The sequence below is a fragment of the Rhizobium sp. NZLR11 genome, assembly GCF_019685115.1.
Lineage (GTDB): Bacteria > Pseudomonadota > Alphaproteobacteria > Rhizobiales > Rhizobiaceae > Rhizobium.
In genome coordinates this window covers 58201-70715 of the sequence record NZ_JABDWD010000027.1, presented here as the reverse complement: position 1 = coordinate 70715, position 12515 = coordinate 58201, and the positions used below count along the sequence as shown (strand labels likewise).

At 59.4% G+C, this 12515-nt stretch carries 12 protein-coding genes, 1 tRNA gene and 2 pseudogenes; 8 read left to right on the top strand and 7 right to left on the bottom strand.

Annotation, left to right across the window (positions count from 1 at the left end):
• Together HJB83_RS30430 and HJB83_RS30425 are read left to right on the top strand one after the other, a co-directional pair.
• On the top strand, positions 1 to 222 hold a 222-nt coding region (locus HJB83_RS30430), incomplete at its 5' end, for a hypothetical protein (protein ID WP_221159717.1).
• 212 nt (positions 223 to 434) lie between these two features.
• Entirely contained in the window at positions 435 to 1172 is a 738-nt protein-coding gene (locus HJB83_RS30425; protein ID WP_207584150.1) for a hypothetical protein, read from the top strand.
• A gap of 142 nt (positions 1173 to 1314) precedes the next feature.
• Here HJB83_RS30425 and HJB83_RS30420 read toward each other — a convergent pair whose 3' ends face one another.
• Positions 1315 to 2805, bottom strand: a complete 1491-nt coding sequence (locus HJB83_RS30420; RefSeq protein ID WP_221115940.1) for an FAD-dependent monooxygenase — start codon at positions 2803 to 2805, stop codon at positions 1315 to 1317.
• Between the two features lie 118 nt (positions 2806 to 2923).
• Positions 2924 to 3781: a LysR family transcriptional regulator gene (locus HJB83_RS30415; protein WP_221132262.1), complete on the bottom strand. Its 858-nt coding sequence runs from the start codon at positions 3779 to 3781 to the stop codon at positions 2924 to 2926.
• Positions 3782 to 3888: 107 nt separating this feature from the next.
• On the opposite strand from HJB83_RS30415, the gene HJB83_RS30410 reads away from it, so the two are divergent.
• Complete coding sequence (locus HJB83_RS30410; protein WP_221115938.1) at positions 3889 to 4347, top strand: DUF3237 domain-containing protein; 459 nt, start codon at positions 3889 to 3891, stop codon at positions 4345 to 4347.
• Between the two features lie 423 nt (positions 4348 to 4770).
• Here the strand turns inward: HJB83_RS30410 and HJB83_RS30405 are convergent, their stop codons facing one another.
• Positions 4771 to 4941: a hypothetical protein gene (locus tag HJB83_RS30405; RefSeq protein ID WP_207584146.1), complete on the bottom strand. Its 171-nt coding sequence runs from the start codon at positions 4939 to 4941 to the stop codon at positions 4771 to 4773.
• 90 nt (positions 4942 to 5031) lie between these two features.
• Here HJB83_RS30405 and HJB83_RS30400 point away from each other — a divergent pair, with 90 nt between their 5' ends.
• Complete coding sequence (locus HJB83_RS30400) at positions 5032 to 5259, top strand: hypothetical protein (RefSeq protein WP_207584145.1); 228 nt, start codon at positions 5032 to 5034, stop codon at positions 5257 to 5259.
• A 105-nt stretch (positions 5260 to 5364) separates the two neighbouring features.
• Here HJB83_RS30400 and HJB83_RS30395 read toward each other — a convergent pair whose 3' ends face one another.
• On the bottom strand, positions 5365 to 5568 hold the full coding sequence (locus HJB83_RS30395; protein ID WP_207584144.1) for a CsbD family protein: 204 nt from the start codon (positions 5566 to 5568) through the stop codon (positions 5365 to 5367).
• Positions 5569 to 5769: 201 nt separating this feature from the next.
• Positions 5770 to 5845, bottom strand: a tRNA-Lys gene (locus HJB83_RS30390).
• Positions 5846 to 6176: 331 nt separating this feature from the next.
• On the opposite strand from HJB83_RS30390, the gene HJB83_RS30385 reads away from it, so the two are divergent.
• The gene (locus HJB83_RS30385; RefSeq protein ID WP_207584143.1) at positions 6177 to 7058 is read left to right on the top strand and encodes a GyrI-like domain-containing protein; all 882 of its coding nucleotides are present in this window, start codon (positions 6177 to 6179) and stop codon (positions 7056 to 7058) included.
• A 170-nt stretch (positions 7059 to 7228) separates the two neighbouring features.
• Positions 7229 to 7978, top strand: coding sequence for a cytochrome c biogenesis CcdA family protein (locus HJB83_RS30380; protein WP_207584142.1), 750 nt, complete (start codon positions 7229 to 7231; stop codon positions 7976 to 7978).
• A 753-nt stretch (positions 7979 to 8731) separates the two neighbouring features.
• Here HJB83_RS30380 and HJB83_RS30375 read toward each other — a convergent pair.
• Complete coding sequence (locus HJB83_RS30375) at positions 8732 to 9289, bottom strand: hypothetical protein (RefSeq protein ID WP_221115936.1); 558 nt, start codon at positions 9287 to 9289, stop codon at positions 8732 to 8734.
• Between the two features lie 350 nt (positions 9290 to 9639).
• On the opposite strand from HJB83_RS30375, the pseudogene HJB83_RS30370 reads away from it, so the two are divergent.
• Positions 9640 to 10121, top strand: a pseudogene (locus tag HJB83_RS30370) (IS5 family transposase); the annotation flags it as partial.
• Positions 10122 to 10679: 558 nt separating this feature from the next.
• On the opposite strand, the pseudogene HJB83_RS34400 reads toward HJB83_RS30370, so the two are convergent.
• A pseudogene (locus HJB83_RS34400) lies at positions 10680 to 10844 on the bottom strand (ISAs1 family transposase); the annotation flags it as partial.
• 1187 nt (positions 10845 to 12031) lie between these two features.
• On the opposite strand from HJB83_RS34400, the gene HJB83_RS30360 reads away from it, so the two are divergent.
• Positions 12032 to 12451 carry a heme-binding protein gene (locus HJB83_RS30360; RefSeq protein ID WP_221115934.1) on the top strand — a complete coding sequence of 140 codons (420 nt, stop codon included), beginning with the start codon at positions 12032 to 12034 and terminating at the stop codon, positions 12449 to 12451.
• The last annotated feature ends 64 nt before the right edge of the window (positions 12452 to 12515 follow it).

The window sequence follows — 12515 nt, the reverse complement described above, 5'->3', positions numbered from 1 at the left end:
AAGGTCGACATACGAAAACAGCGACCCCGTCCGATCATCCCCGCCGCGCATCCAAATTCCCTCGAAATCACTTGCAAGATGGAATCATGTGTCCAGCCCAAAAGCCAGTGGGTTTTTCAGCAGCCTGTTAGGCTTACTGCCCGACAAAAGGACCGCAGCGGGCGTTGGCGACGTGTCGCGATGGGTGGGTTGAAGGCGGCGGTTCGTGAATTGCCCGCCTGAGTTCGGAACGCGGCTATTCGATCGCGACTAACTCCTCGCGACAAACAAGCAATCTCGCACGCCCTTCGAAAAACCATGGTGAAGCATCGGGGTCGCACCGGGATTCATGCCCGTTTTGTTGACGATCCACCGAATGATGTGTGGATCACCCCCCTCGACGTCCTTTACAGTCAAGCGTTTCGGCCTCCCGGAGCCGATCGTGAGGGAAATCGATGGATCGTCCTACTGCCGCAGATGACGCGACTCAATCCAGGAAGCGGGCTGCAAAATCCGATCAGCCGGATGGGTTTGCCCGGGAAGTTTCAGCCATCAAAGTTGGCGACTGCCTGCTGGGTTACAAGGCCGTGCAGCGCCGCGCGCGGGGCGGCCGCTGGAACCACTTCCGCGGCCGGATGCGCGAGATCGAGAAATTGATAAGGCATCGCCATGGCGACATCGTGCCCGAGGCGGATGACGCATTGATCTATGTCGAGGTGATCGCCAGCCTCGCCCTCGTGGAATTCAAGGAAGCGTTTGTCGACGTGGTTCTCGGCTGGGCGGCACGCTGGCTGCCTTGGGCTGGGAAAGCCGACATTGAGGACGTGATCTACGAGAGAACGAAGGTGCGGTTTTCCTCGCTGTCGGCCGACGCGCTCGGCCACGCTCTGCATTTGAGCTACTCGGAGCGCTGCGCCCTCGATATCCGCACGATCGGCGCCTTCGATGTGCCGAAAGGGAAAAGAGCAAAACTTCAAAAACAAAGGCGGCGGCAGCGGGACCGAAGCCGGAAAGAGCAGCAACGCCGTGCCGCAGGCGCGCTTCCCAGAGCCGATTATCTCGCCAATTCTTTCAGCCAAGCGCGCCCCTGGGAGGCTTTCGGCATCAGCCGCCGGACATGGGAGCGTCGCGGCAAACCGATGCCGGAGGCCGAGATGCTATCGGATTGCGTCTCGATCTCGCTTGCCGCCTAAAGCGCGTCGCGATCTTTCAGATTCGCTCCTCGCGCTTTAGGTCTTTGTTTTTACGCATGTCGTTGCGGCAAAAGCGCTTCGCGCTTTGCCTGGGAAAACCGCTGCACACTTTTGCGCGACATGCTTTAGCTTCTTGCGATTTTCAGCCTGGCGCTCCGAACCAGCTGTTCATCGCCTCGCGCAGACCATCCTGCGTCCCCTCACCGACCCACGCGACATAGCCATCGGGTCGGATCAAAATTGCAGTCGGTGCAGAGACCGCACCCAGCCCAGGCAGCTCCCACGCACCATCACAGCCGGCGTCAACCAGCTGGACGCGGTCTGACCACGGCGTGATGTCGAGACTGCCGGGCGTGCCGAGATTCACGAGCATCGGCCGCGCATTTTGGAGCAGCGTATAGACGCGCAAGGGGCCATCGAGCGTGGTGAGGTCGAGGTCGGGCATGCGGCGGCCGAGCAGCGGATGCCCGTCGCCAAGGTCGTAGTGGATGGCCAGGCCGGACATTTCGGCGGCGATCCTTTTGCGCGGCTCCTGCATGGCGAGCAGCTCCAAGACCACGTCCCGCAGGGCTTCGGTTCGGTCATCGGTCCGTTGCAAGGCGACCTGTGCCATCGTCGTCCGCAACACGCGGGCGGCCACTGGATGGCGCTCGGCGTGGTAGGTGTCGAGCAAGCTTTCCGGCGATATGCACTTCACCACCTGGGCCAGCTTCCAGCCCAGATTCACCGCATCCTGCACACCGGTATTGAGGCCCTGCCCGCCCACCGGAGAATGCACATGCGCGGCATCGCCAGCCAGGAGAACGCGGCCCTTGCGGTAGGCCGACGCCTGCCGCGACATGTCGGTGAACCTGGAAATCCAGGTCAGACCATGGATTCCGTAATCCGTTCCGCATGCGGCGATCAGGCCTTCTTTGAGATCGCCGAGCGTCGGTTCGCTCGTGGCGCTGGCATTCTTTTCCGTCACCATGACATTGATCGGACCTTCGCTGGCAAAGACGACCTTGCCGTCGCGAATTTCATATTCCTCCCGGCCGAAGGCATGCATGCCGAGCGCGGTGCGATGGACGCCAAGCGGCGGCTCCTCCTCCATCTCGGCCTCGGCGAGAATGTTGCTCGTCGTCGCATCCCATCCTGGAAATTCAATGCCGGCCATCTTGCGAACCAGACTGCGGCCGCCATCGCAGCCGACGAGATAACCTGCCCTCAACGAAGCCCCATCGGAGAGTTCGATGGTGACGCCGGTGTCGTCCTGCTGAAAGGACGTCAGTTCGCGGCCGCGATAGATCGGCACCGGCAACTCGCCGACCCATCCGGCCAGAATGCGCTCAATATGCTTCTGCCGCAGCGCCAGACCATAATTATGCCGGGTCGGAAAATCGCTGATATCCAGCCGCGTGACCGCAAATCCGGTGACCTGGGCGATCTGGCCCTCCGCCAGAAACCGCTCGACGATGCCGCGCTGGTCGAGAACCTCGAGCGTGCGCGCGCTCAGACCGCCGGCGCGCGAACCGACGATCTCCTGGTTCCGCCGGCGTTCGATGATCGCGACATCGACGCCCGCCAAGGCCAATTCGCCCGCCAGCATCAGGCCGGTCGGCCCCCCTCCGGCAATAACGACTGCATGCTCCATCGTCCGCTAACTCCTCTGTTCCGACTTCCGAGGGCGATATAGAGGCTCAATTGCTTCCGGGAAGCCAAATTGATGGGCTAGCCTGCTGTCGATCTTGCCTGCCGCAGGTTGTTCCCTATCAGGCTGGCTCGTGAGCCCGCTCACAAAGCCATGCGCAGAGCTGCCTGGGCGCGAGGCGGGAGTCGCCGGTGCGCATTAACGCGAAATGCCAGGCCGGCCCGGTCAGCACATATGGGAAGGGTGCGATCAGCACTCCCTTGTCCAAAAGCGGTCGAAACATGGACGGCGACAACAGCGCTACGCCGACGCCTGCCACCGCCGCACTGGCGTCCAATTCGTGCGTGGGATAATCGACCATCGCAAACCGCAGAGCCGGCGGCGTCTCGCATTGAGCGCCCTGGAACCAGGCATGCCAATCCGGATGCGGCAAAAGCTCGAAATCCGTCAGCTCATCCGGCCCGTGCAGGGTTCTCGTTCCAAGCAGTGAGGGCGCCAGCATCGGAGTTGCCTCAACCGGAGCGAGCCGATATTCGTCAAGCCCTTCCCATCCGCCACGCCCCGTCCGTATGGCGACGTCAAATGCGCTGGGATCGCGAATATCGGCGGAGACGTCGACCTCGATCGGTGATGTTCCCACTGAGTGATAGCGGGACAGCCGCGGTGCGAGCCAGCGCGAGGCGAATGTCGGAGGCGCCGTCAGCCGGAGCGGTGGCATGGCCGCCTGGAACTCATCAAGCGCGCCGGCGATGCCATCCAATGCAGCCCGAATTCGACCCGCCAGAACAGCGGCAGCAGCCGTCGGGACAACGCGGCGCCCGGCACGCTGGAACAGCGGCTGACCAAGTTCGGTCTCCAACGACCGGATACGCAGGCTGACTGCCGCTGGGGTGAGACATAAACGCTCGGCCGCACGGGCAAAGCTGCCGGCAAAAACGCACGCTTCCAGAATTCGCAAGGACTCCAACGGCGGCCGCATGATCTCTTCGCTTTTGATGAGTTTTTCTTGTGATGCTCACAAGCAAAGCGCGTTTTGGGGACAGCGCGCTTGTAGCTAGGGTTGAAGTCAACAATAGGCGATCTGACATGACCCTGCAATCTCGGCCCTTATTCAGACTTTTCATGACACTTCATCCGGCCCTGGAGCTCGGCCAGACGCCGGCCGGAGGCCGCCGCATATTTTCCGTTTCCGGTGGATATTTTGAGGGCGAGCGCCTGAAAGGCGAAGTGTCGCCGCTGATCGGCTCCGATCTGCTGCTTGCGCGTGCAGACGGCACGTTTCAGCAGGATGCCAGGCTCCTGCTCGTCGCCGATGACGGCGATCTGATCTTGATGACCTATCGCGGCATCAGGCGCTCCACCTCGGCCGTTGACGAGCGTCTGGCACGCGGCGAAGCGGTCGACGCCTCCGAATACTATCTGCGGACAACGCCCTATTTCGAGACGGCCGCGCCACGGCATGCGTGGCTCAACCAAATCGTCGCGGTTGCGCAGGGCGGACGGTGTCCGGGCGGCGTTGAGTATGACGTATTTGAAATTCTCTAAAGCGCGTCGCGATCTTTCAGATTCGCTCCTCGCGCTTTAGGTCTTTGTTTTTACGCATGTCGTTGGTAAAAGCGCTTCGCGCTTTGCCTGGGAAAACCGCTGCACACTTTTGCGCGACATGCTTTAGATGCGCCATCGGCGTTGGGTAACATAATGCCGCAACGGCTTCGCTCAGCAGAGGCTGATTCCGTGTCGCAGGTTGTTCTCCCTATAAATAAAGATCCCTACTGGTTGGAACGACTTGCGACAGGAATTTCTGCCTTGCTTTCCAAAGCGATGTTGCTTGCCGCTTGCGGCTTTCTTGCCGTGGAACCCGGGCGCTTCAACACGACCTGACCGGGTGGGAAGCCGATGTGGCAAGTGCTTTCCCGGGTCACCGTTTCTTCTCGAAGGGTGATCAATAAATAGTTGGTGTGATGTGCTTTACTGCGGAGCCGTGGCTTTTTGCGGAATCGTCTCAGCCGCTGGTCGCTCAGACGGATCGGCGGGATGGCCATAGATTGTGTAGGCGGCGCCGGCCAGAACGCCCAGGACGAGAAGAGCGAGTAGGTACAACATCATTCCGCGGATCGCCGTTTTCGGTGTCTTGTCCATGGGATCTCCAGGATTGCTCAGCAGTCTTTCACGGAACGAACAGGTCCGAATCCGGTTTACCCAAAATCCCTGTTACTAGCGGAGGCCACCATGTGGGCAATCCTGATCGGTGCCGCTCTCATAATCGGCGGCTTTGTTTTTCTGTTTTCGTCGGCGCTTGGTCGAAGACCGAGCGATCCGCATCACATGCCGCAAGGCGGCAGCACGCTGGAACCACGGCGCCAAGGCCTCAGGTTCCTCGGGATATCCCAGAACTGGCCAGCTCTGGCCGTTATCGCCGTCGGCGCACTTCTCCTGGCTTTTGGGGGATATTCATGAACATCCGACCGACTTGATCGCTCCAAAGGAACCTCGCGGAGCTGGTTGCACCTCAGCTCCTTCGACGGCAAAAACCCGGCTTTCACCGGGCTTTTGTTGAGGTAATTACCAAGTCTGGCGGCCATACCAATCATCGACATCGTTTCTGATACGGTCCTTTTCGATGCCGTAGCGCTCCTGGATCTTGCCTTCCAGCTGATCCCGCTTGCCGGCGATCTGGTCGAGATCGTCGTCAGTGAGTTTGCCCCACTGCTCCTTGATTTTGCCCTTCGCCTGCTTCCAATTTCCTTCGACACGATTCCAATCCATGATCGATTTCTCCTATATGTTGGTGAGAAGAAAACGGACCGCAGTGGAAGTTGGTTCCTGTGACGAAGCTGATTTTTGAACCGTCGCGTGATTCTGCGTTTGGCTGTAATTGCCTTCCAGACCATACGTGCATGTGCGCGACAGCAGCGACGCCTTTGACTGCTGATCTCAGCTAGCGGCAGTCATATTGAAGATTAGAAATGGTGAGAGCGTCGGGGTTCGAACCCGAGACCTACTGATTAAAAGTCAGTTGCTCTACCAGCTGAGCTACGCTCTCCCGCTCCGCGGCTGTGAAGCACCCCGGCTGGAAGTGGGCGGAACATAGGCAGGCGACCCATTGCGGTCAACCGAAAAATTCGGCTTTTTCCGGCAGTCGGCACATTTCTTGCGCGAGCAATGCACATCTTGCGGGGCCAAGGGCCAAGGTAAATATCTTGCGGGGGCAAGGCACATATCCAGGCTGCAGCCTCAAAGGCGCGCGGCGGCGGATGCGAGCATCATCTCCAAAATCCTTGGCAAGGTTCTGCGACCCATGACAAAACCGCAAGATCGGTCGAGCGCGTCATGTCGGCATGCGCTTATCTCATGCTGCCACGGAGGACGGAACGATGAAGGCGGCGCTTCAAAACTACCATGACCGGATGCAGCGGGTGCTTGACTACATAGATCGGCATCTGGACGACGATCTGGACCTGGAAACGGTGAGCGGTGTTGCGGCGTTCTCGAAGTTTCATTTCCACCGGCAGTTCACGGCGACCTTCGGTCTATCCGTGTATCGTTATATCCAGCTTGCCCGGATGAAGCGCGCTTCGCACCGGCTGGCCTACAGGGATGCCCAAAGTGTCACCGATATAGCGATGGATGCCGGTTACGATGCACCTGATGCCTTCGCCCGCGCCTTTCGGCAACGGTTCGGGCAATCGCCTTCGTCGTTCCGGAAATCTCCCGACTGGGAGCCGTGGCTTGCGGCCTTCGGGCCCCTCGACAACGCAAGGAGCAAGCGCATGCAGAAGACTTTTACCACTGACGACGTGACGATTCGCAATGTGCCTCCGACACCGGTGGCGATTATCGAGCATCGGGGCGACCCGGCGACGCTCGGCGCCACCATCCAGCGGTTCATCGCCTGGCGCCAGGCCGCCGGCCTGCACCCCAAGACAAATCCGACCTTCAATGTCTGGCGGTCCGAGCGGCGCCCTGCCTCGCCTGCCGATTACAGCGTGGACCTCTGTGTCGGGACCGACCAACCGATCGAGCCGAACGGCGCGCAGGTCAAGGCCGGCGAAATCCCCGGCGGACGTTGCGCGGTGCTGCGCATCGTCGGCAACACCGACAATCTGGAGCCCGCCGCGCTCTATCTTTATCGCGACTGGCTTCCGGTGAGCGGCGAGGAAGCACGCGACTTCCCGATCTATTGCCAGCGGCTGAGCTTCTTTCCGGAGGTGGCGGAGCATGAGGCGGTCGCGGAACTGTTTTTGCCGCTGAAATAGCATTCTATGGCCGCGGCCTGTCGCTCCCGATCGCTGGGAAATCTACGGGCCATTATCCGCCCATTCTCCGTCTCTACCGGTTCGAGGCTAAGCAAAGCGCAAAAAGGTGATTGGCAATCCCGGCCTCGCAAAGCTAGGAACATCATGCAGATTGCAGCCGGAGAGAATGTGTGTCGATTGCCGATATTTCCCTGTGGAGCGCGCTGATTGCCGGGGCGCTTTCCTTTCTTTCGCCCTGCGTGCTTCCCCTCGTCCCACCCTATCTCTGCTATATGGCCGGCATTTCGGTCGAGCAGTTCCGTGGCGGCGGTGCGGTTGCCGTCGCGCCCGATGTCCGGCGCGGCGTGTTGTTCTCCGCCCTGCTGTTCACGCTCGGCTTTGCCACGGTCTTCGTGGCGCTCGGCGCCGGCGCCTCCGGCATCGGCATGGCGCTTCGCCAGCATCTCGACCTGTTATCGAAGCTCGGCGGGCTGATTATCATCGTCATGGGGCTGAATTTCCTCGGCCTCTTCCGCATCGGGGTCCTTGCCCGCGAGGCGCGTTTCCAAGGCGGCGGCAAGCCGGCGACGCTGACGGGGGCCTATGTCATGGGCCTTGCCTTCGCCTTCGGCTGGACGCCTTGCATCGGCCCTGTGCTCGGCGCGATCCTCGGTGTCGCCGCCTCGCGCGAGACGGTCGGCTCCGGCGCCGGGCTGCTTGCCGTCTATTCCCTCGGCCTGGCAATCCCCTTCTGGATCGCCGCCGGATTTTCCGGCGCCTTCATGCGCTTCCTGTCGCGCTTCCGCCGGCATCTCGGCACGGTGGAAAAGGTGATGGGTGTCTTCCTGGTGCTGACCGGCCTTGCCTTCCTGTTCGGATGGGTCAGCGACGTGGCCATCTGGTTTCAGCAGACCTTCCCGATTCTGATGCAGATCGGCTAGGCGTCCAGTTGCCGATTTTCTCGGCTATGGCAGCAGGTGCGTGGGCTCCTCAGAAATAGCGCGGCGCCCACAATTCGGTGCAAATTGCTCTCTTAAAAAAGTCAGAGGTCAGCGGGGGCGTTTAATTGCGTCGTTTGTACGGACGTGCATATTCGTTCTCGCATTTGCCGACTTCCTGCTCCGGAATGTCCAAATTCGTCTCGTAATCCCGGCCAATGTCCATATCTGTCTCTCAAGCCAGATCCAATCACCAGTCTTCTGGCGTCCGCGATCTTCGATCTAGCGTTGGCTAGATTGAGTCGACGAAGTCCCTGAGCTGCCATCGGCTCCGCCTAAGGAGCCGATGAGGAAAGGGACACGAGCTTCAACGACTTCTAGTCGAAAGGCGGTCGTACCAGCAGAGGCTACGCGAGTGCGTAGCAGCCTGCTTTCCCCCCAAATTCTGCAAACTACCGACGCGATCGCTCTCACCGTTTCCTCGACGAAGCGCTCAAACTGGCGCAGGGAACCGATGTTCGCAGGCAGGACGTAAGGAGCCTCGACCCGCCTGCCTGCCTGCGTCACCGACATCTGGGCCGCATCGAGCAACCGATGCAGGTAGACGCCGTCTGCAAAGGTTGGCGCCGAGTTGCTACCGGACAGAATGTCTCGTGCCACCGCCGCGTGCTGATTTCCCAACTCCGTCACGCTGGACGGCTGATCTGGAAGTCCCAGAATGCGATCGTAATCCGGGTGTCAATCGGCGTCCAAAATTCACCCCTTATCGGCATCCAATTTTTGCACGCCGAAACACAAATTGGCTCTTATCCTGAGCACAACGTTCGCGATTGAAGCGACACACGCTGCTGCAACACCGAACGCGATGACGGGCGTAGCCGGGTAGACCACGAAATAGGCGCTAGGAAACTGACCCATGCCGGAGTAGTTGAAATATCCTGAAACTGCGATGACAGCGCAGAATGTGAGCCAGCCGCAGAAGAGGTATCTGACAAACACCGACCGGTCCATTGTCGCGGCGATCATGCCAAGGATGACCGTTCCTACGATCGCGGCAACGAGCATATCGAGCCAAGGCTCCGGGTAGACAATGACGGCGGGTATCTTATGGCAGGTCGATGGGTCGAATTGCATGAACTTCGAATAAGGAGCGCATTGGGTTCCAGCAGGCGTGTAATTTGCACGTCCGTAAGCGTAAGACACTAACATTGCGACCGCCGCCAAGCCTGTCGATTGCAACAGTATCAGCCGTTCTCCGATCTTGGAGAGATACTGCCCAGCTTTATCCATAAATGTTGCCGCAAGTTGTTTCACGACAAGCCGATTTCCGCCGGCGTTTGCGCCGTGCCCCGCCAGCGCACACCATTCTCGTAGGCACCGTTTACGAGCAGGTTGTGGTGAGCGTGGCCGTATCCTTGAATATTGGACGTGACGAAACGCATCGGATGGGACGGCCATCGAGCCCGAAGCAGCCTAATTCACCTCACGACCCCGATCCGCCGTCAGCACAACACTGGCGGCGGATTTGCTTTGCGCGGCGCCGATCAGTGAGCTGCGCCTGTGCTTACCTCGAGGATATCCAGTGCTTCGTCGCACACCCTGAACTCGATGCGCGCTTCTGTTTGGGCGCCATCCAACGTGTCCATGCGCATCACGTACTTTTGGAAAGCGGTGGTATCCGAGGCTTTGATGCTGGCAAGAGGATCAAGGGTCGCAAGCGCCACATCATCGTCGATACACTCGGGCTGATGGTCGGCCTCATGGTGCACAGTGCCGATATTCAGGATCGCGACGGCGCTCCCGATCTCCTGAAATCCATCAGGAACCGATGGCCATGGCTGCTTCATGTCTTCGCCGATGGCGGCCATGCGGGCGACAAGCTGAAAAAGCGGCTGAGAAAATCGGGAAATGGACACTCGAAATCATCAAACGTTCCGACAAGGCCAAGGGTTTTGAAATCCTGCCGCGCCGCTGGGTCGTCGAGCGGACCTTCGCATGGCTTGGTCGATGCCGCAGGTTGGCCAAGGACTTCGAAAAAACCGTCGCATCAGCAGAAGCGTGGATCACAATCGCCCACATCCGCATGCTCACAAGACGCCTCGCAAGATATCGATATCGTTGGCCCCTTTTGGAATCCGACTCTTAGTGGCTCCGGAGTGAAAGCACCGACCACGCTTTCTTCCGCCTGTCCTCGCTGCGACGCCAAAAGTCTGGGAACCAGATCTGCAACGTTCAGCTACAGAAAGGCGCTGGACTTTCCCATGCACATTGCAAGCTGGCGCACCGCCGAAGAATATCTAGAGGTCTCAAACAGTGCGCAACCGTGAACAATTTCACTACGGGTGATGCGGCAGGTCAAAGGTTCTTCTCGAAACAACCTCCGTGATCCTCACCATCGGGAAACTTGTTCACCAGGTCGAGCCTCAATCGGTTCTGGGCATTCTGACACGCCTTCGCGGTGTTGAACTCCTGAACAATCGTGACGGTCGGCGTAGGCGACGTGCCTACGTAGAAAACAAAAATGAGTATGTGCGGCATTGGCGTTCTCCCCGATCTTTCCTAATTTCGCAAAACCAGCTTCAACGGTCTGCGATTTTCGTGACGTACAGCGCAGCCACAACCGGCAGGCCGCAATAATCGAAATAGGAAGCCACGCGTCGTCCCCACATATCCTGCCCGCCTGTCGCGCACAGCAGTATGTCACGCGGGCATGGCTGCGGTGCGACGTCTTGCCATCGATGGCGATGACCTCGGGATCGCTGTCCCTGAGCGCCTCCACCCACGCGGTGAAACAGGCTTTGAACACGTCCGCGTCGAGCGCATTGATCACGTCATTGAGGGTGTCATGGGACGGAAGACCGCGCTCAAAGTGACGAACCCACATTAAAGAGAATCCACCAAGTTGTTGATTCGCAACGGTTCACCCACCTCTATAGAGAAGCCGCATCTCTCACACGACGCTGATACCCATACCGGGCTGCTCGGAAAGGAGCCGCGCCATGTTGCCCTGGATCTCCTTCAATTCCCTATCGCCTCCGAAATCATAGAACGTATAAGCCTGCAAATGGTCCGTGCCCAGGTTACCGATGAGATGAAGCGATATCCCCCGCATCTGATCGCAGACGTCGCCGCCCTGCCTGCACTCGACGAACGCGCGGGGACATTGGTCTGCATGGGTAAAGGCCGCTTCATCGCATGCATGGCACGAGATCCGATCCGAAATGGCTTTCCAGTTCCTCGCGGCGCCAGACGGTGGTTGTTCCATTGTAGCTAAGAGTGACGGGCGCGATCCCCGCGTCCGTCAAAGATCGGAACATTTCAGGCATCATCCGCTTTCGCTTCTCAGGTAGATACCGCGCGGTCCAGAGATTGCTCGGCTCGAACTTTTCTTGGAATGCAGCGATAGATTGAGGCGTGAATGGCGGCAGCAGAAGGCCAGCCTTTGCAACTGCTGAGAAGCCCGGTCTCTTGGAGTCGCGTTCGATAGCTGGCCTCCAGCTTCGAAAGCGGTACGCGGAGGATTTCCGGACTTTCCGTGACTTCGGAGAGAACCGAACGCACCTCGTCCAAGTTCTCGACATACACCGTCTCGAGTATCGAGGTGCAGGGCGAGGCTTCACGGCACCGGCTCCCCTCAGCACTTGGGCATCAGCTCGTTCCGGCCGACGCCGCCTTGCTCCTAAAGCCCTTCGCGACGAACTTCCAGGAACTGTCGTCCGCACCCGTGATGGCGATCTCTGCTGCGGCTTCGCGTCATCGTCTGCTCCCAAATCCTTCCATGCGACGACCCTTGGCCGACAGTTGCGGCTTGTGACGAGCCGCGCCTGATATCCGTTCGCGACATCACTGATTTGCACCGCAGCATCGCGAAAGCTGGAGATGATCGCGCTCAAAGGGATTGGCAGCCGCACGATCTGTATCACGATGCCGACCTCTTACCGCCTGCGGGCGCGGCATACTTTGGTCTCTGCGATACCAAGGTTCGGTAACGGCCCGGTCGGCTCCGCCACAAGCTTTCTCATTCAACGCCACTTAACCTGACTAAGGAACCGTACAATGGACTTGCTTGCTCTTGCAAAGGACATCTCCGATCGCGTGGAGGCGGAAGCGTTCACCGCTAAGGTGCCGGTAACCGTCACCGTCATCGACGTTCACGGGAATCCGGTACTGCAGCATAGGATAAATGGCGCACTTGCCTTCTCGATGTTGATCTCCCACCGCAAGGCTTACACCGCCGCACTCACACAGCAACGAACATCCGACCTGTTTGATCTCGTACAGCCTGGAAAAGAGCTATTCCATTTGATGTCGCAAGACAGCTTCTGCGCCATGGGAGGAGGCGCGCCCCTTGTCTACGAGGGCGTGGTCGTCGGTGGCGTCGGAATAAGCGGCGGGACCGTCGCCCAGGACATTGGTATCCTCGAGGCGGCGCTTCGGCCACGAAAGAGCGACGTCTCTGCGCGCCCAGCAGGGTGAAGACGATTCAGATGCTCGGCCAGCCCATTCCACAGCGCGTCCAAACCCGTGCGCTGGCTATCAA